Raw genomic sequence first — 20,381 nt, 5'->3', positions numbered from 1 at the left:
CTCAAGAAATCCGCACAAGATGGACAAATCCCTCTGCTCGCGGCTACTCCGGTCGTAGTAATGGTATCGGTCGAGATGCCACGACGCGGCGGAGGCTCAGACGCGGATGCGCTTGAGCCGCATAAGGCGGTTCACGATCTTATAGCGGTCACCGGGATAGACGGATTTGACGTACTCGGCCGGAGTACCATCTTCGAGATACGACGTGCGGGTGAAGAAGAAGACGGGACTGCGTGGCGCCACCTCGAGCAGACGCGCTTCCTCGGCGCTGGCGTTGCCCACTTCAACGACTTCGTCGGTGACCATCAGCTGAATGCCGTATTGCTCAGCGAGCGCCGCGTAGAGCGAGCCTTCGGGGTTGAGCTTTTGCGGAAGGCCGGGACAGAGACGCACAGGAAGGCAACTGCTCTCAATACCCATGGGCACGGTGTCGCCATAGCGCACGCGGCGCAGGCAGTAGATGCGCTCGCCGGAGCGCAGACGCAGCGCTTTGCGTACATCCGTCTCAGGCTTCTGTTCCTCGAACGAGAGGACGCGCGAACTGGCGACGGCACCGCGAGCCCCGGCTTCCTCGGTGAAGGAGAGCACCTGGCGAAAGTCACGTTCGAGCTTGGTTCCGCAGATGAAGGTTCCCTTCCCCTGGCGGCTATAGACGACGCCCATCTCAGAGAGTGCACGGACGGCCTGGCGCACGGTCATGAGGCTAACGCCCATGCGGCGCGCGATCTTGTCGATGGCGGGCATGGGCGTGCCCGGCGGCAACTCGCCAGACTCGATTTGACGAAGCAGATGCTGCTGAATTTGATGGTAGAGTGGGATGCCGCTTCTGCGGTCGAGATGCGGCATGCGCCCGCCTGCCTCTGCTGCTTTCTGGACTCGCTTTTCAGATCGAACCATGCTCAAACAAACCTCGACTTCCTATGCCGCCGCACTTGTTCGGGCGCCCGGCCCCCCGGCGCAATAAAGAATCACCGGCGACAGCGCATGCATGGATACTCTCGGTGATCTCATCCTAATCCTCCAAAACCCGCGCTATGTCGGGATGAGGCCCAGTCCCGACCGGGAGGGCAACAACAGTCTTCCTTTTTCGACGCGTACCCCTTGCCACGGATCGTTGGCTATCAGGAGGTTTCCATCCAGGTCGACGTAGTCGGCGAGAGCGGCCAGGTGAGCAGCAGCCGTGACAGTGCAGGAGCTGGAGACCATGCAGCCAATCATCACCTTCATCTTTGCGGCGCGTGCAACCTCGATCCAGCGAAGCGCCTCGAGTATGCCGCCCGACTTGTCGAGCTTCACGTTGATGCCGTCGTAGGCATCCACGAGATGAGGAATCATGCTGACGTCGGTGCAGGCTTCGTCAGCGATGATCGGCAGATGGACCTTGCTGCGCAGGTAGCGCGTCTCCTCGATCATGTGCGCCGGCATGGGCTGCTCGACGAGCTGGACGCCCTGAGACTCCAACCAGTTGATCTTGCGGATGGCTTCTTCTTTGTCGGTCCAACCTTCGTTCGCATCGACGCGCAACGGCTTGCTCGTGACGCTGCGGACAGCGGATATGGTTTCCTCGTCAGTCTTCAGGCCAACCTTCACTTTGAGGATGGCAAATTCCGCAGCTTCACGAGTTTTCTGGCGCGTGATCTCGGGTGTGTCAATACCGATGGAAAAGTCAGTGACGGGCGCGTCAGCAGGGTCAATGCCGAACAGTCTGTAGAGCGGCACGTCGAGCTTCTTGCCGAGCCAATCGAAGACTGCGAGATCTACGGCAGCAAGAGCAGCGTGCTGATGCTCGCCGAGCGCCTCGCGCACGCCAGCGAGCATTTTGCGGTACTGGAAGGGATCGCCGACGGCGATCTTCGAAAGGTTCGCATCGATGGCCTGCTTCGCCGTTTCAGGATATTCCTTGTAGCGGACGATTGGCGCGCCCTCGCCGTAGCCGGTGATGCCGTCACGCGTAAGCGCGAGCTGGACGGTGTCGCGATACTCACTGGAGGACATAGTGGTCGTCCACGTGTGGCGCAGGTTGAGCCGCTTGAGAGTGCACTCGACCTTGGATGGCCCTGTGGACACGGCCGCATCAGTTGTCATGGTCATGGCTCCCAGCGGCAGCAGCGCCGCCGCTCCGCTCATCTTCAGATACTGCCGTCGATTCATTTCACTCTCCGCGCTGCCACAAACAACTTTGTCCACGGCATGTCATCCAGCCGGCTGATCTGCACGCCTGGATGATCGTGAGTCGTGTCGTGAATGAATTCACCGTGGCCGATGTACATGCCGGTGTGTGTAATTTTCGCTGGACTCGCGCCGAAGAAAAGCAGATCGCCTGGCGCGAGATCCTTGCGCTCGACGGGCTCAGCACCCGACCACGTCGCCTGAAGATCTGCGTCGCGGGGCATTTCGATGCCGCGGCGTCGAATGAGCATCTGGGTGAACCCGGAACAGTCGAAACCGAAGCTGCTGACTCCGCCCCACGTGTAGGTCACGCCGAGGAAGCGACGCGCGAGGGCGATGGTCTCGTCGATGGTGAGCGGCGCGGTATCCGTGCCAACATCGCCGCGCTGCACCCAGGCGGTACGGTGATCGACGAGCCGCACCTTGAGCCAGCGGATATCTGGTGGCGAGGGTTGAGGCACGGTTTCGAGGATCGCTTCCCATGGCAATTGCAGCAACGCCGGGCGACGCGTGACGTCGGGCTCTTCATAGATGTTGGCGCTGAGCGCGACGACGTGGATGCTTCGGCCCTCTGGGGCATACAGCGTGGCACCCTGCGGGCGCATGTCGGAAGCGGCGACCCATCCGGTGTAACCGTCGGCAGTACGTACATGCGTCCAGTCGCCTTGCTTTTCAAGCGCGAGCACGCCGGTGCCGTAGAGCACCTGCGAGACGACTTCGCTCTCGGCGGCTGCGTGCGCGTGCATATTGGCCACCGGCTGCGCAATGACCAGGTCAGACTGAGGGGTGGACTTCTGCGCGACTGCAGCGGCCACGGACAGGAGCAGGGCTAGAAGCACCGCAATGCCGCCTGCGAGAGACTGCGCGTGGTTTGAACAAAAGAGGCCAAGTATCGTCACGATGTTCTCTGCATTGTGTTTCGATTGCCATGCGTTCGTCGCTGCCTTCTGCACCTGTTTGCGTCTCCTGTGCGCGATCATTGCAACGCCGTTGCGTTGCGGTCGAAGCCGATGCCGCGTACAGCAACGTTGGGGATACTGACCGGAAGGCGGCCGTGGATGGGGATTTCGCCGAACAACGCACGCACGAGAGCGATGCCGGAGCTGGTGGTATTGGAAAACGTGCACACGTACGCACGAAGGCCAGGAACCTCGCTGCCGATGTAGGGATTGCCGAAGGCCGTGAGGACGGTCTTGCCACCTGCAGTCTCAACCATCTTCGAAAGAAGTTGCAGCGGTCCGGCATCTAGATTGACCGAGCCGCCGCTGCGGCCTTCGGTGGTGCGCCGCGGATTGGGCACGGCCTCGGCCAGCGCAATCACGTGCTGCGCATTCGCCGCAGCAGCGAGCACACCAGCCTGAACAGATTCGGCGTTGGACTCGTTGACCCAGAAGATTTGCGCATCCGGCGCGCGCTTGCGCAACTCGTTCACGAAGACGCGGCTGCCCTCGCTGCCGCGCGTGTAGTCGGTGAAGATGACGGCGACCACACCGGACGCGGGTGGAAGTGGGAGCTGACGTTCGGAGTCAGCGACAAGAGTGATGGCTTCGTCGGCGACCTTCTGCGCGAAAGCCGTACTTGCCGGGAGGGCAACGTTCTTTTCTACATCGGCGAGACTGACCAGGCGGTTGTGCTCGAGGCCGAGCGCGGCCTTCATGCGCAGAATCTTGCGCACGCTGGCGTCGATGCGGCTCTCGGGAATCTGGCCGCTGTGGACGGCGTTGAGCAGGCCGGTGTAGGCGCCGTCGAGATCTCCGGGAATGATGATCATGTCGTTGCCGGCGCGAACGGCGGCGACGGCCGCCTGCGCGGAGACTTCGTGCTTGCTGCCGCTGAAGACTTTTGTGAGCCCCGCCATGTCGAGCGCGTCGGTGACGACGATCCCGTTGAAGCCGAGCTTCTGTTTGAGCAGCCCGGTGATGACGTTAGGGGAGATGCTGGCGGGAAGATTGGCGTCAGACTCGATGGCTGGAACGAGCAAGTGGCCAACCATGACGGAATCGACCCCTGCGGCGATGGCGCTCCGGAAGGGAGCGAGTTCGACAGAGTTGAGACGATCGAGGTTACCGGTGACGCGGGCAAGTGCGAGATGCGAGTCGGTATCAGTGTCGCCGTGCCCCGGGAAATGTTTGACCGTGGTGAGCATGCCGGACTGGTGGGCGCCTTCGATGTAGGCGTCGATCATGCGGCTGACCATCGATGGATCTTCGCCGAACGACCGCGTATCAATAATCGGATTGGCCGGGTTGGAGTTCACGTCAGCTACGGGGAACCAGTTCCAGTGAATGCCGATGGCGCGCGTTTCGAGCGCGCTGATGCGGCCAAACTCGCGGGCCAGTTCGGGGTTGCCCGCAGCACCGAAGGCCATGGCGGCCGGGAAGGCGGTGGCGCTGTTCAGGCGCATGGAAAGGCCGCGCTCGAAGTCGGCTGCAAACAGCAGTGGATATTTCGAGTCGCGCTGCAGATGATTGGTGAGTGCGGCAGCTTCGAGCGGTTCGCTCTTGAGCAACTGTGCGCCATCCACCTCAACGGTGACGCCAAAGCCGCCCACGTGATAGCGGTCCATCTCCTCATGCAGCGCGACGTACTCGGGGCTCGCGTCGTTGAGGAAGCGAACCTTGGCCCAGACCATGATCATCTGGCCGACCTTCTCTTCAAGCGGCATATGGCGGAGTGTTTTCGCGGCCCATCGCTCGCCCTTGCGATCGAGATGCAGCGCTGCCGGCGGTGCGGCGAGCGCTACGGGATACGACCAGGCCAGCAGCAGCGTGCAGGCAAGCAGCGCCTTCGTCTTCATTCCAGTTGCGGCAATGTGCATGGCTCTCATTCCTCGGCGGCTCCATAGAGCAGATATTTTGCGCGGATGGCTGCGAAGCGAACATTCGCGTCCTGCCAGTCTTCGTCAATGCGGCGTGGATCGTCGCCTGCGAGCAGCGCCTTTAGCGCGGCGGCGTTGCGCATCAACGTGCCGAGCTTCGCAGCCTGGAACTGGCTGGGATACAAGCTGAGCAGCGCTGCGGCAATCTCCAGGCCAAGTTCCGGCGCGTCTACGCGGTCGCGGTCGATGAGTAGGATGTTGACGCCGCCGCACAACTGGTTCGCATACACGGATGACGATGGTGTGAAGCGGATGGGCACGAAGCGCACACCATCAATACTGCGCGCGTTGAGATAGGAGGCCAGCACGGCAGGATCGATCCAGGGTGCACCGATCAGCTCGAACGGCATGTCTGTGCCGCGGCCCACGGAGATGTTCGCGCCCTCGATCATGCCAATGCCAGGATAGAGCGCTTCTTCAGTGAGGCTGCGGAGGTTGGGCGAAGGATTCGTCCACACGCGGCCAGTCGAGTCAAACCAGTCGCCGCGCATCCAGCCTTCCATCGGCACAACCGTGAGCTTCGCTTCCAGATGGCGCTCGCCGTTATCAAAGCGCGCGAGTTCACCGATGGTCATGCCGTGACGCACGGGAATCTGTGCATAGTTAACGAACGATTCCGATCCGGCATCAGAGATGGGTCCCTGCACCACGCTGCCTCCTAATGGATTTGGCCGGTCGAGGACGACGATCTCCTTGCCAGTCTTTGCAGCAGCCTCAATGAAGTAGCCGAGGGTCGTCTCGTACGTATAGAAACGCACGCCTGCATCCTGGATGTCGTAGACGAGGATATCGACATCAGCAAGTGCAGCGGCGGTGGGGCGGCGTTTGGCGTCGCTGTCACCGTAAACGCTGTAGACCGGCACTCCGGTTGCTGCGTCGCGCGAGTCGCCGATGGCGGTGGTGTCGAGCGCGCCAGCGACGCCGTGCTCTGGGCTGAAGATGGCAGTAAGGTGCAGGCCGGGAGCATGCGCGAGCACGTCGATGGTACGGCGGCCTGAGGCATCGAGGCCGGTCTGGTTGGTGACGAGACCGATGCGCACGGGATGTGCTGCGTCGGGATGCAGTTCGCGGAAGGCATGCTCTTCAAGCAAGTCGATCCCCGTCTTGACCGTGCCGTTGCGCACAGTGAAGCTGCGATCGGCCATGAGCGATTCGTTGTAGCCGGTGATGCGCGCGAGGCGATACTGCTCGCGCTCGCCAGCGGTGAGGTCGAGCGAGCGCACGACAGCGGTGGCTACGCGCGTGCGTAGCGAGATCACAGAGCCGTGGCCGCTGGGGTGGACCGCGTTGGTGAGCAGGATGATGTAGGTGTCAGTGACAGGATCGATCCAGAGCGAAGTGCCGGTAAAGCCAGTGTGGCCGAAGGAGCCAACAGGAAGTAGTTCGCCGCGATTACTGGCAAAGGGCGAATCGATGTCCCAGCCAAGGCCGCGCAAGCTCGCGGCCGTGGCAGGCTGCTGCGGCGTGGACATTTTTTCGACTGCGGCTTCGCTGAGAATCGTGTGGCCGTGCATAAGGTCATCGGCGAAGCGGGAGAGATCGTCTGCAGTTGAGAACAGACCAGCATGCCCAGCCACACCACCCATGCGCCGCGCGGTAGGATCGTGGACCGTGCCGCGCAGCATTGCGTCGTTCTCGTCGTATTGCGTGGGCGCAATGCGCGGCTTCCACGCTTCCGGAGGGAGAAAGCCGGTCTCGTGCATGCCGAGAGGAGCAAAGATGTGCCTCGCCGCGTACTCGTTGAGTAGCTCACCAGTGACACGTTCGACGAGAAAGCCGAGCGTTTCAAAATTGATGTCGCTGTAGACGAATCGCGTACCGGGCGGGTTGACGGGGCGCGAGGCCATGACCATCGCGAAGGCGGTTTCTTTGCCCTTCCATGGCGCCGTCAGATCGAGGTCGGGCGCAAGGCCGGAGTAGTGCGTGAGCAACTCACGCACGGTAATGTTGCCCTTGCCATTTTGTGCAAACTCGGGCAGATAGGCGGCGACAGGATCGTTGAGCTTGATGCTGCCGGATTCGAGCAACTGCGTGACGGCCGTGGCGGTGGCGATGCACTTCGTGAGGGAGGCAAGATCGAAGATCGTGTCGACCGTCATGGGCTCCTGCGCTGGCTCAAGCGAGCGGAAGCCGTACGCCTTGCGATAGACGACCTTACCGTGGTGGCCGATGAGCACGACTGCGCCTGGCATTTTGCCCTGCTCGACGGCCTGCTGCACGATCGCGTCCACGTCGGTGAAGGGCTGCCTGGTCCCGGACTGTGCGGATGCTGCGCTCCATGCCGGCGCAACCAGCGCCAGCAACAGACCACCCATCGCACACCACCTCCGACTTAGTTTGTCCATTCTCCGCATGTCACCCTTCGATTGCCGCACGTACATTTCCTTTGGTTCGCGCGAGCCGACGCGCAGCCGCCGTACGACTGACGCCCGCCTTGAGCATGACCAGCGCAACGGGCAATTTGTTACCTGCTTTCTCGAGGCTGGCGATCGCGGTGGCGCGGTCGACGCCGGCCAGCGTTTCGAGAATCGCAATGCCACGCTGCTCAAGCTTTTTGTTCTTTAGAACGAGATTCACCATCAGATTGCTGCTCACATACCCAACGCGCGTCATGGCGCCGGTGGTGAGCATGTTGCAGATCATTTTCTGCGCGGTGCCAGCCTTGAGACGCGAGGAGCCAGTGAGGACTTCGGGACCGACTTCGACTTCGATGGCGATGTCGGCGATGCGGCCGAGGCCGGAACCGCGATTGCAGGCGATGCCGATTGTGGCGGCGCCCTTGCTGCGCGCGAATTCGAGTGCGCTAACGGTGTAGGGCGTAAAGCCGCTGGCGGCGAGGCCCACGATGACATCGCGGCGGCCCGGACGCTTGCGCGCCATGTCGCGACGACCTAACGCGGCGGAGTCTTCGCTGGCCTCGGTGGCATGCACAAGGGCTGCCTCACCGCCGGCGATGAGGAACTGCACCCGGCGCGGACTGATGCCGAAGGTCGGCGGACACTCTGACGCGTCGAGCGCGCCAATGCGACCGCTGGTTCCGGTGCCGACGTAGATGAGGCGGCCACCGCGCGCGTAGCGCTCGGCAATCAGTTCAACGGCCTCAGCGATACGCGGCAGAGCAGTGCGGACGCGAGGCGCCACGAGCGCGTCTTCGCGGTTCATTGCCGAAACAATTTCGAGCGGAGTCATGGAATCCAGGTTCAGCGTGGCCGGATTCCGACGCTCGGTCATGAGCTTACCTATTTGCATTTTCGTTCCCCACAAGTTCGGGCGCGACTGCAGGCCGCGGGGCGCAACTGGCAGCGTAACCGACGATGAAGGTAACGGCACTGCCAAGCACGACATACCACGTGAAAGATATTGGCGTTCCAAGCCAGAGATATAAATCGAGGGCGAAGCCGCAGACCATGCCAACGATGGCACCGCGCTCGGTTGCACGCCTGGTCAGCACGCCGAGTAGAAAGACACCGAGCAACGCGCCATAGGCGACCGAGGCAATGGAGAGTCCCACTTCAATGACGCGTCCGCCGTGGCGCGCGATGAGAGCGAGAGCGAAGAGCACCAGGCCCCAGACGATGATGGCAAGTCGCGAGAGGCGCATCCGTTGCCGTTCACTGGACTGGGGCCGCAGGCGGGCGTAGAAGTCGACGATGGCGATGGAGGAGAGCGAGTTGACGGCAGCGCTGAGGTTGGACATGGCCGCGGCTAGGATGGCGGCGATGAGCAGGCCGCTGATGCCGTGCGGCATGTGCGTGACGACGAACTCGGGAAAGATGGTGTCAGTTCGCGCGAACGCGTGCGCAGGCGGCGAGATGCGGTAGTAAACGAAGAGCATGGCGCCGATGAGAAGGAAGAGTGAGAACTGGATGAGGATGGCGGCGCCACTCATGATGAGCGCAAGCTTCGACTGACGCTCGCTGCGCGCGGCAAGCAGGCGCTGCACGATGAGCTGGTCGGTACCGTGGCTGGCCATCGTGAGGAAGGCGCCACCGATGATCCCGGACCAGAACGTGTATTTAACGGTGGGATTCCAGGAGAAGTCGAGAATGCGGAACTTGCCTGCGCCTCCGGCGATTGCATGAACAGAGGACCATCCACCGGGGACGAGATGAAGAACGGTGAAGAGGCCAACGATGGTCCCGGTGACGTAAACGGTCTGCTGCAAAACGTCGGTCCAGATGGCTGCGCGGATGCCGCCTTCAAAGGTGTAGATGAGAGTGAGTACTGTGACGACAGCGATAGCGGCAACGTCGCGCTGCAAGTCGCTGAGGCCGGTCAGCATGCCGCCGAGTGCGATGCGCACCACGATGGCGACGGCGAAAACGCGCACACCTTCAGCAGCGGCGCGCGTGACGAGGAAGATGCCCGCGGTGAGGGTGCGGAGGCGCTGGCCGAAGCGCTGCTCCATAAGCTGATAGGCGGTGACGAGATGGCCGCTGAAGTAGCGCGGAATGAAGAGGAAGCTGACGACGATGCGTCCGATCAGGAAGCCGAAGACAAGCTGGAGGAAGCTGAAATTGCCGTCGTAAGCGATGCCGGGCACGCTGATGATGGTGAGTGTACTGGTCTCCGCGGCGACGATGGATAGGGAGATGGCCCACCAGGGAATGGCGTTGTCGGCCAGGAAGTAGCCTTTTAGCGTCTGGGCGGCACCGCGAAAGCGAAGGCCAAACAGCGTGACGCCGATCATGTAGAGCACGACTATGCCAAGATCCAGGCCGTTCAATCCCATTCGTATCCCTGTCGCACTCGGTTTCTCTATTCGAAGAACCGGCTGCGCGCCGCGGGGCGAAGCAGCCGGGTTATATGCCCAAAGGCAGTCTCAGAAAGTGAACTTGCCCGCGAGCTGCAGGATGCGCGGATCGCGGTAGCCGGTTACCTGGCCGAAGGTACTGGACGTCGCGTTGGTACCGACGGAGTTCACATTGGTGTGGTTGAGCGCATTGAAGGCTTCAGCGCGGAGCTGGAAGTTCAGCCTTTCATAGATGCGAAAATTGCGGAAGATGCCACCGTCGAGGCGGATGAAGCCGGGGCCCTCGATGGTCCCTCGGCGGGCGTTGCCTGGGATCGGGCTGGTGGGAGCAGGTGCCGCGAAAGCACCAGTGTAGAACCAAGGCGCAGACGAAGAGCCGTAGGCCTTGTTGTGGATCTTGATGCCATGGCCGTGGTTCGGATCGCCGATCTGGTTGGGGCGGAGGCCAGCGTTCGTGTTGCCTAGCACGCTTAGTCCGGCGTTATCGGTGACGAGTCCTCCGGAAATCTGGCCATTATAGATACTGGCCACACCGCCCGGCAGGTTGTAGCTGATCGTTGAGCCGCCGCTGTCGGAAATCGTGAGCGGAAGTCCAGAGTTGATGGAGAGGATCGCGGAAATCTCCCAGCCGCCAAACGCACGGCCAGCAAAGCCGCGTTGATCGCGGAAAAATGGCTCTTCGAAAACGCCATCCATGTTGAAGACGTGGGTGCGGTCCACCGCTGCACGGCCGTATTCGCCGTTGATGTTGTAGATGTTCTGGATGACTCCGGAATAGTCAGCCTGGGCATTCGTCAAATCACGCGACCAGGTGTAGTTTGCGTCGATATAGGTCTTGCCGGTGAAGCGCTTTGTGATCTTCGCCTGCAGGGCGTTGTAATTGGAGTTGAAGATTGAGCGCATAGCGTCGATGGCGAAGTAGCCGAGGTAGGGCTTGATCTGATTCAGGACGCGATCGCAGGTGGAGTTGAGGAAGGCGGGTACAGTAACGCCGCCGTAGGTGGTGGAGCAGCCCGAGCTGGCTGAGCGCGGATCAACCACCCCCTGCCAAGCTCCGGGCTTTGGCTGGTTGATCTCGAGGATGCCGAGCAGATGAGTACCGTGGGTTCCGAAGTAGCCGATATCGAACTGGAATGACGGCGTGATCTGCTGCTGGATGTCGAGCGAGTACTGCTGCACGTAAGGCGTCTGGAAGTTCAGCGGAAGCCCCTGAATGCGTCCGGGAGCCGTGGATGGGGTGTTGGAGGTGGTACCGCTGGTCGGGTTATCGAGTACCGAATTAGTCTGCGTGTAGGTTGCGACCGCAGGCGGATTGTTGAATATCGTGGTCTCGTAATAGCTCACTTCGGCCTGGTCATAGGAGAGACCGTAGCCGCCGCGGAGCGCGGTCTTGCCGTTGCCGTAGACGTCCCAGGAGAATCCGACGCGCGGTGAGAAGTTGAGATTGCCGGCCTTGCCCACCTTGTTGCCATAGGGCGAGGCCTGGTTATTGTTTGCTGAACTCGGATTGCCGAAGATCATGCCGTTGATGTAGTTCTTGCCCACGTAGTCGGCGTTAGAGTTCGGTGAGGCCGAGAGGCCTGCATTGCTACCCGTCTGATTGCAGGGTCCAGTAAAGCACATCAGGCCGTTGGCGGCGATGGTTGGCGCCTTGTCGGCCGAGTAGGTGGAAGGATCGAAGTTGCTTAGGTAGCGATTGCCGTCGAAGGGCTGGCCGAAGTAGCTGTAGCGCACGCCGAGGTTCAACGTCAGGCCCGGGCGAACCTTCCAGTCATCCTGCAGGAAGCCTTCCCAGAGATTGGACTGCACGTCGACGTGGATGTTGCGCGAGCTCTGCGAGAAGCCGTTGTTGGCATTACCGAGCAGGAAGTTCGCAAAGGCCTGCACGGTCCCTATACTCGATGATGCCGGTTTACCAATGATGGGATAGGAAGCGTCGTTGGTGAAGCTGAAAGAACCCTGGTTACCACCACCGGCGCTGTTTTCCTGCTTCTCATAGTGGTTGTAGGTAAAGCCCGCGGTGAACATGTGATTCCGCCAGGTCTTGGCTACGTCGCCGAAGACTTGGTGATTGATGCCGTGATCCACATAGACCACACCGCCGCCCAGCGTCGTCATGCCGCTCACGGCGATGGTCGGCACCACGCCGACGGTGCTCGTGTAGGGCAGTGCAATGTTGATGTCCTTCGACCGCGAAGAGAGCAGCACACCCTGCGGCTGCGTGAGAATCGAGCCGTTCGAGTAAGCGTAGCCGAGGTTGGCGATCAGGCTTGGCGAAAAAACATAGGTGCCATGTGCTAGATGCTGCGTACCCGGCGCTTGAGTTACCGTCGCGGACAGACCCGGAATGGGGATGGCCACGAAGGTGCCCGAGCCCTGGAAAGACGGGAAAGTGTCATGCAGATAGCGGTAGAAAACGCTCAGCTTCTGACCGACCTGCTCATCAATGCGCACCACGGTGTTGAGGTTGTTGAAGTGGTTCGAAATCGTCGATGAAAGGGAGTGCGGGTCCTGGTTCTGGGCAAGATTCTTTGCCACGTCCGGATTCGGAATGACGCTGTAGATGTCCTTGAGATACGCCTGCGCGGCTGGCGAGATATTTGTAACCTTGGTGCCAGCGGCGGTACAACTGCTGGTCTGGTTGGTGGTGTTGTAGGTAAACGCCGTACAGACGTTGATCGGGCCCGTCGTCCAGGCAGTGCCGGACAGATAGCCGCTGTTGCTGAAGTCACCGTTGCGCTCATCCGCCGTAGGCACAATGGCCGTGCCGGTGGAATACGTGATGTCGCGCAGCCACTCTTCCGAGATAAAGAAGAATGTCTTGTCTTTGCCGTTGTAGATCTTCGGCAGATACACCGGGCCACCGAACGAGAAGCCGAAGTCGTTGTAGCGGTACTTGGTGATGGGAATGTGCTTGAAGTTGTTGTAATAGCCGTTCGCGTCCAGGTAGTCGTTGCGGAGGTACTCATACGCGCTGCCGTGGATGGCGTTGGTGCCGGACTTGGTGACGACGTCGATCTGGCCCGAGGCGTTGCGGCCAAACTGCGCCGAGTACTGGCCGCGCAGCGTCTTGAACTCCGCGATGGCGTCGGGGCTGGGGTAGGTATAGAGCGTCAAATTCGCGCCGCGGTCCAGATTGTCCGCGCCGTCGATGGTCCAGTTGTTCGAAGTGGTGCGACCGCCGTTGATGGAGAAGGCCACGGTGCTGGAGCCGCCCGTGGGGCTGTTGGGACCGCGGTTGAGCTGATCACTCGAGCCGCCAAAGGCCACACCCGGCTGAAGGTTGATGAGGCTCTCGTAATTGCGGGTGATGAGCGGCATTTCGCTGATCTGCTCGCCATTGATCAAGCCGGCTGCAGTGGCGTCCTCAAGATTCACGCGCGCCTCGTCGGCGGTGACGCGGGCAACTTCGGTCACCTCTCCAGGCTTCAGGGTGCGGTTGACGGTGAGCGAATCGCTCACATGGAGCGCCAGGCCGGTGATCACCTCGGTCTTGAAACCAGGGGACGCGACGGTGACCGAATAGGTTCCGAGCGGCAGTGACCCCGCAGTGTAAAAGCCGGTGGATGAAGTCGTGAGCGTTCGGATTACTTGGTCGCGATCCGTGTTGGTGAGGGTCACAGTGGCGCCGGAGATCACTGCACCGCTGGAGTCGGAGACGGTACCGCTGATAGCGCCCGATACGCTGCTCTGGGCGGACAGAATCCGGCCACCAAGCGCCAGGGCGAGGATCGCAAGCAGGGCAACAAAACGCATTCTTCTTTTGTGAGTCATTCTTGTTGTTCGCCTCCTCAGATGAACATGCCGCTCCGAACCAGAACAATGTTGCGGAGTCGAACTGCTCTCGTGAACCAGGGCCCACGGGCATACTTCTGCAGCGGGCCATGCCAGCCGCGGCCGGGTTCTCCGCATGCGGCTTCTTGCAGACCTGCTCCGCAGCGGGGGGGACGCAGGCGGAGGTGATTCAGTCATCTATATGACTGGAGGAAAAATAGCGATCCATTTATGGGAATGTCAATGAGATTTGCATAAGAAAATTACGAGTGCCCCCACTTCGTTCCCGGAACGGAGGGACATAGCGGCATTTGAGAGCCTGCGCTTTGCCGTACGAAAAGCACGACCAAAGCGTGCGGATCGAAGTAAAAGCTTTTCGAGGAGGATCCAAGCTTATGTGCGTGCATTCAAATGCGACACGTCGCGTGCGGTAAAATCCGAGCTATTTCGACTAAGATCTCATTTTGAAAGAAGTCTTCGAATTGCGTCATTCACACCGTAGCCGCGAATGAAATTCTCTGCTGAACCGACTGCTGGGTCACTAATATGCCGAAGATCTTCACCAGCGTAGAGAACGTAGCTATACTGGGTAATCGCACCCTTCAGGTATTTGTTCAGATTGGATTGTTTCCCGTCCCTTTCCTCTTCGACAAAGAAACGCACAAAATCATCGCCTGGCAAACCCAATCTCTCGAATGCGTTTTGAAAACTTCCTCGACCGATTCGTCGGATGCAGAGGGCTCGGCGATTCGCCAAGAGTGATTGAAGTTGAGACGCCAAACTGACCGCTACTGAATGCTCCTGGTCATCCTTTGAGGGGAAGTTGTTGGTCCTAAATAAGAGCCTGAGACGTAATTGGGCAATTTCGGCGCCAAGGGATTCGATTTCGTCGATGTACATCCCCTCTAATGCGCTCTGCTCTTCGTGAACTTCTTTGTTAAATTCGTAGTCCTCCCAGATTTGCTTCATGGTTGTCGCGTGCTGTTGAATCGTGGTCTGGTCGGCTTGATGAAGACCGGGCACTTCTGAAGACAGATTCGTGATCTCTTGAAAGATCAGCGAACGGATCGTCTCGCTGGGAATGCTTTTTCCATCTGAGCTATTGAAGATGCTTCTCTTTACTCGCTGAAAAAGCATTGTGCAGAATACAGGGTCATCAATCCCAGCATGTGTGCACGAAGCCTTGAGAGACCTTTGGAGCTTTGCTGGACTGAATGCTTCTTCTTTCGTAGAGCCTGATTGATTTTTTTTGCGGACGACAATAGTCCGTTGAAAGCCTTTCAAAAGTTCATTGGTTAGATAGTTGACTGCTGCATCTTCATCTCTGACGACTTGATCGACGAGAGCCTCGAGTACCGGACTGTTTAAGTAATTGCGGTCGATCAATATAACGGGAATGCCAAGCCGCTGGGCATGTACGATTCCCAAGACGGTTCCAATGGACTCTTTCCACATATTTGCGATGACAACGTCGGCCTCTTCAATATCCGCGGCAACGGCAAGCGCCCCCTTACGCGCTGTTTCTGTTGTCGGATCGAGCGATTCAAAGCCAGCTTTTTGGAGACCCCGCTTAATGTCCTTTCTCCATTTCACTTGTTGATCGCGATTGCAACCAGTCACCGGGCCCGCCAAATACACTTTTATGCGTTTGGGCATCAATACCTCAAAGCTCTGAAATTGGGGGGAGATGATGATAACAGACACGATTCGTTGAACGGCTCCGCGCCGAATCGATGGATAACGCTGGAGAATTGCGGCCCGTTGTTCTCTGGACGGACGCCCGCTCGCCTATGAATCAATGTATGAATTTAGCTGGTCAGCCAGGCTGATTAAAGTTCTCCATGTGCTCGACGCTTGGGGGTCTGGTCTGTGATTCCACCGAGCCGGCGGATTGATCAGGCAGGAGTGTACCGCCCGTCTCCGTCGCGGTAAAGCGTGGCCGATACAGTTATGGATGACATTGCGGACGGCGAGGACATGCTGGAAAAGCCGGCGATACCGGGAAGAGATCCACTAAATCTCCCTAAACTCCAACAGTCTGAACACCGACCCTTCTGCTGCTCGGGTGCAGTTGGGCTCTTGTCCCTGAAAGGACTCCCAACTGAACGGCTAAAAGAATTGCGGCGACTTAAGAGCGAAAGGTTGGTTCTCGATCGGAAGAAATACAGCAGGCAAGATGGGCACGGTGCGTTACACAATCGAGACCGTTTGGATGAACTACCGCGAACCTACGTGCCCGAGCGTTACTCGATGAAGTGCAACAACGTCATCTACCAGCACGTATTTGATTCCTGCGCGGGGCAAGGGCGTGGGCGATATACGCGGCAATTTTGTAGAGGCGCTCCCATCTTCATGCTGTCCGGAAGGACGGGACGGAACAGATTCGGACACGTATATGGAGCTACACTTTATGTGTCCGCCTAACACCACCCCCACCACCACACCGCAGCTTAGATGTCGAGATTCTTTACATCGAGGGCATTCTCTTCGATGAACTTGCGACGGGCTTCGACATCTTCGCCCATTAGGGTAGTAAAGATGGCTTCGGTCTCTGCCAGATCTTCGAGTTTGACCTGAAGCAGCGTGCGGCGCTCCGGATCCATCGTTGTCTCCCACAATTGCGAAGACGTCATCTCTCCCAATCCCTTGTACCGCTGGACCTGATAATCCTTGCGCCCCTGCTCGATGACGTATTCGAAGAGCTCGTGAGGAGTATTGCGGGTCACCGGATCGTGAGCGGCGCGGGTAGTCTTCTTCGCTACGGGCTTGCTGTTGGTCACGGTGTCGGCTTCCTCGGTTGTGGCCGTCTCCTCTTCTTCGACCTCTTCCATTTCGGTGGCCGCCTTCTTGCTGGCGTACTCGATATGGAATGGAGGCTGCAGTTCGCCGCGAATCTGCAGGTGCTTGGCCATCATCTGGCGGTACTCGGGGGAGCTGGCCAGCGTCCAGTCGATCCTGCGCTCTGCACCCTGGGCATCGGTGTATCGCACCGACCAGGTCTGATGCTCTTCGTCCTGCGTGGGAGGAACCACCGCCTTGAAGGAGTATTTTCCCGCCATCGACTCCAGTTCCTGATGCAGCTTCGCGAGCTTGGCAGGGGCATCCCCTTCCCTCTCCGACTCGAAGTCCGCGCGATGCACGATTTCGAGGGATGCGAGCTTCTCGGTCACTTCCTCATTCCGCAGCCGCTTATTCACCTTGTCAAAGAAGTCGAGGTAATCCCGGAGCTGCCCCATGAACTTGGTGAGGGCGGCGCCTTCCAGCGTGTGGCCATCGCCGCAGCGAACCAGCATTCCCTCAGAGGCGCGCTTGACCATGACCTTGGCGAACTCATTTTCGTCCTTGATGTACTGCTCAAACTTGCCCTTCTTGATGCGAAAGAGCGGAGGTTGAGCGATGAAGACATGACCGTGACGAATCAGCTCCGTCATGTGGCGGAAGAAGAAGGTGAGCAGCAGCGTGCGAATGTGCGAGCCGTCGACGTCGGCATCCGTCATCAGGATCAGCTTGCCATAGCGAAGCTTGGAGCCGTCAAAATCATCCTTGCCGATTCCGCAGCCGAGAGCAGTGATCATGGCGCGGATTTCTTCGTGGCCAAGCATCTTGTCGTAGCGGGCCTTCTCTACGTTGAGGATCTTGCCCCTGAGTGGCAGAATGGCCTGGAAGCGGCGGTTACGGCCCTGCTTAGCGGTTCCGCCTGCCGACTCGCCCTCGACGAGATACAGTTCGCAGCGGCCGGGATCGCGTTCGCTGCAGTCGGCCAGCTTGCCCGGGAGGCCGCCACCATCGAGAGCACCCTTGCGACGCGTAAGATCGCGAGCCTTGCGGGCTGCCTCGCGCGCACGCGACGCCTCAATCGCCTTGTTGATTACCTTGCGGGCAACCTGGGGATTCTGCTCGAGAAACATGCCCAGCTTCTCGTTGACGAACGCCTGGACAATGCCTGCGATATCGGAGTTGAGCTTGCCCTTGGTCTGGCCTTCAAACTGCGGCTGAGGCAGCTTGACGCTGATGACAGCCACAAGTCCTTCGCGGACATCATCCCCCGATAGATTCTCTTTCTGATCCTTGAAAAGGCCCATCTGCGTGCCGGCAACATTGATGGTGCGCGTAAGCGCGGTGCGGAAGCCGGAGAGATGCGTGCCGCCATCGACCGTGTTGATGTTGTTGGCGAAGGTAAAGATGGTCTCCGAGTAGCCGTCGTTGTACTGAAGGGCAATGTCCATCTCGACGCCGTCGCGCAGCGCTTCCATCACAATGGGCTTGTCGTGGAGAACCTGCTTGCCCTTATTCAAAAGCTTGATGAACTCCGCGATACCGCCAGCGTACTTGAACTCCGCTCGCTTGGGTTCGCCAGTCTTCGAGTCCGTAGTCCGCTCATCGACCAGGGTAATCTCGAGTCCCTTGTTCAGGAAGGCAAGCTCGCGCAGACGCTGTGCCAGCGTGTCGTAGTTGTACTCCGTCGCCGAGAAAATCGAGCGATCGGGCAGGAAGTGAACCTTGGTTCCCTTGCGCTTGGAGGTTCCCGTCTGACGCAGCTTGGAGATAGGAATACCGCAGGAGTAGTCCTGCTCATAGGTATAGCCATCTTTCCAGATCTCGACATCGAAGGCCTCGCTGAGCGCATTCACGCAGGAGACGCCGACCCCATGCAGACCGCCGGACACCTTGTAGGACGAGGCATCGAACTTGCCTCCGGCATGCAGCTTGGTAAGCACTACCTCAACCGCCGACATCACGGTGCCATCGCTGAGAACCATGTCATCCACGGGGATACCGCGGCCGTCATCGATCACCGTGATCGAGTTGTCGACGTGGATAAACACCTGGATCTTCTTTGCATAGCCGGCCAGCGCCTCATCCACCGAGTTGTCCACTACCTCGTAGACCAGATGGTGCAAACCCATCTCACCGGTGGAACCGATGTACATGGCCGGCCTGAGACGCACAGCCTCGAGCCCCTCAAGCACCTTGATGTTGTCTCCGGTGTAGGTGGCGGATTGCTCCGCGCCATTTGCCGTAGTAAAGGTCTGTTCTTTATCGGGAACCACAAGATTCGAGTCTGGGGCTATTTCTTTGGTGGACATGCAACTCCGCTAAGGCAAGGCTTGGGAACGCTTCGCAGCTCGAGGTCTGGCGGGGAATAAAAGGCTGAAAGCGAACGGGTTTAGTGCCTTAAATACCCTCTTAGTTTACCATGTTTGGCCATTTTTTGATGCCCCGGAGTGGGCGGACGAAGATCGCCAGGACGATGTCGCAATAACCTGCAAAGTATGCGCAAATATAGTCACATAGTACACATGTTACCGACGTAATGCGGGGGAGTACATACAATCTAATATCGCTGAAAATAATATACTTATCTGCTCTTTTGACTATACTCCCTCTTGTCACGCCGGTTTTGAATCTGAATCGAGAATGTGCCTGAGGAGTAACTAACTATGAAGCTCGCGATCCGTCTTTTTGCCCTTGGTGTAGTTTTGATTGGCGCCGCCGCCGCTAACTCTTTGCCGAAGAACACTCCCTTTATCAGTGGACAGGTCCCGGCAGCCAAAGCTCCCGTGCCCGTGTGCGAACCCGACGGTGTCAATACCTGCGGCTTTATGGAGCGGTAACACCCTAAAGTTTGTAGCACCAAAGTGCCAAGAGATAGATGGATCTAGGCTTGAGATCACTTGGGAATCGAGATATCCTTATGTCTCGAATCAGGTGATCTCATGGACTCGACGCACATTGCTGAGGGCCTTTCCGTCGTCGTACCGATCGTAACAGCGGTTGCGCTCTGCGCCGCTGTGCGTGGCAAGGTGTATGAGCGATATCCAGCGCTGGTTGGATATCTTGTTTTGACGCTTCTCTTCGGCATCTCCTTTGGCGTTCTTCCTTATGGACCCGTCTCTATCCGGGCGGCGCAGCGTTATGTCTGGTATTTCTGGGGCTATTGGACCGTTTACTTGGCGTGCGGCGTTCTGCTGTTTTTCACCATTCAGCAGATCTTCCGTGAAGTCATGCAACCGCTGCCGGGCTTGAGCCGCCTTGGCGTACTAGTGTTTCGCTGGGTCGTCATTATTTCGGTTATTTTGGCGGCGACCTCCAGTTACACGCCTGCGCAGCTGAGTAAGCACTCCCTTGTCTCAGTTGCCACCGAACTTATGCAGTGCGTTAGCATCATGGAGCTTTGCCTGTTGGCCTTTGTGACCCTGGTTGCACAGAAGCTTGGACTGTCTTACCGTTCCAGGCCCTTTGGCATCGCGCTGGGATTTGGCATGACGTCCGCAATCGGATTTGTCGCCACAGCAATCGCCTTCCACCAAAAAGGTGCATTCTCAACCTCCGCCAATGTCGTACAAGCGTGCAACATTGTTGCGATCGGCATCTGCGCGTATTACTTCTATCGTCCGGAGCCAGCGCGCAACGTCGTGGTGATGGCGCCAAGCTCGTCGCTGCTGCGCTGGAACGAGGTAGCCCTGGCGCTCGGCAGGAATCAGCCGCAGCCCCCTCCTGCTCCCGCGTCGGACTTCTTTCTTTCCGATGTAGAGCGGGTAGTCGAGAAGGTTCTGATCAAGAACTCCTTAAAGACGACAAACTCCTAGAGCGGCATACCAACAAAACACGAGGGGGGATCTCAACGAGATCCCCCTTTTTGCGTGCGCAAGCGGCTTGTGTTCTGCTGCTCGTTATTCAGGCCTGATCACTCGGTACAAGAATAGAACTGTAACTTTGCAGCAGCAAATGGAAAGCCCCGGTCGATATGGCTATCTCGTACACGGGTCTCCATTCAAATCGAAGAAAGACGGTGTAGAGCGGGAA

Annotated in this window: 12 protein-coding genes; 2 read left to right on the top strand and 10 right to left on the bottom strand. The window is 58.9% G+C overall.

What is annotated here, in order from left to right:
* Positions 1 to 96 precede the first annotated feature (96 nt).
* The 10 genes from VM554_11125 to gyrB form a co-directional block, all read right to left on the bottom strand.
* Positions 97 to 897 (bottom strand): GntR family transcriptional regulator, encoded by an 801-nt coding sequence (locus tag VM554_11125; GenBank protein HVJ08928.1) that lies wholly within the window; start codon positions 895 to 897, stop codon positions 97 to 99.
* Between the two features lie 135 nt (positions 898 to 1,032).
* Complete coding sequence (locus VM554_11120) at positions 1,033 to 2,151, bottom strand: dipeptide epimerase (protein ID HVJ08927.1); 1,119 nt, start codon at positions 2,149 to 2,151, stop codon at positions 1,033 to 1,035.
* Positions 2,148 to 3,149, bottom strand: a complete 1,002-nt coding sequence (locus VM554_11115; protein ID HVJ08926.1) for an SH3 domain-containing C40 family peptidase — start codon at positions 3,147 to 3,149, stop codon at positions 2,148 to 2,150. Before VM554_11115 ends, VM554_11120 begins: the two co-directional genes overlap by 4 nt.
* Positions 3,146 to 4,987, bottom strand: coding sequence for a glycoside hydrolase family 3 N-terminal domain-containing protein (locus VM554_11110; protein ID HVJ08925.1), 1,842 nt, complete (start codon positions 4,985 to 4,987; stop codon positions 3,146 to 3,148). Before VM554_11110 ends, VM554_11115 begins: the two co-directional genes overlap by 4 nt.
* 5 nt (positions 4,988 to 4,992) lie before the next feature.
* Positions 4,993 to 7,362: a serine hydrolase gene (locus VM554_11105; protein ID HVJ08924.1), complete on the bottom strand. Its 2,370-nt coding sequence runs from the start codon at positions 7,360 to 7,362 to the stop codon at positions 4,993 to 4,995.
* Positions 7,363 to 7,402: 40 nt separating this feature from the next.
* Positions 7,403 to 8,278, bottom strand: coding sequence for an N-acetylmuramic acid 6-phosphate etherase (gene murQ, locus VM554_11100; protein ID HVJ08923.1), 876 nt, complete (start codon positions 8,276 to 8,278; stop codon positions 7,403 to 7,405).
* Positions 8,279 to 8,282: 4 nt separating this feature from the next.
* The gene (locus tag VM554_11095; GenBank protein ID HVJ08922.1) at positions 8,283 to 9,779 is read right to left on the bottom strand and encodes a sodium:solute symporter; all 1,497 of its coding nucleotides are present in this window, start codon (positions 9,777 to 9,779) and stop codon (positions 8,283 to 8,285) included.
* A gap of 90 nt (positions 9,780 to 9,869) precedes the next feature.
* Positions 9,870 to 13,574: a TonB-dependent receptor gene (locus VM554_11090; protein HVJ08921.1), complete on the bottom strand. Its 3,705-nt coding sequence runs from the start codon at positions 13,572 to 13,574 to the stop codon at positions 9,870 to 9,872.
* 459 nt (positions 13,575 to 14,033) lie between these two features.
* A complete protein-coding gene (locus VM554_11085; protein HVJ08920.1) occupies positions 14,034 to 15,278 on the bottom strand; it encodes a hypothetical protein in 1,245 nt (414 codons plus the stop codon).
* A 746-nt stretch (positions 15,279 to 16,024) separates the two neighbouring features.
* Positions 16,025 to 18,661, bottom strand: a complete 2,637-nt coding sequence (gene gyrB, locus VM554_11080; protein HVJ08919.1) for a DNA topoisomerase (ATP-hydrolyzing) subunit B — start codon at positions 18,659 to 18,661, stop codon at positions 16,025 to 16,027.
* Between the two features lie 354 nt (positions 18,662 to 19,015).
* On the opposite strand from gyrB, the gene VM554_11075 reads away from it, so the two are divergent.
* Positions 19,016 to 19,189: a hypothetical protein gene (locus VM554_11075; GenBank protein ID HVJ08918.1), complete on the top strand. Its 174-nt coding sequence runs from the start codon at positions 19,016 to 19,018 to the stop codon at positions 19,187 to 19,189.
* Between the two features lie 102 nt (positions 19,190 to 19,291).
* Positions 19,292 to 20,164, top strand: coding sequence for a hypothetical protein (locus VM554_11070; protein HVJ08917.1), 873 nt, complete (start codon positions 19,292 to 19,294; stop codon positions 20,162 to 20,164).
* Positions 20,165 to 20,381 lie beyond the last annotated feature (217 nt).

It is taken from the genome of Acidisarcina sp. (assembly GCA_035539175.1).
Classification (GTDB): domain Bacteria; phylum Acidobacteriota; class Terriglobia; order Terriglobales; family Acidobacteriaceae; genus JANXZS01.
The sequence above is the reverse complement of the archived record's forward strand: the minus strand, read 5'-3'. Positions and strand labels throughout refer to the sequence as shown.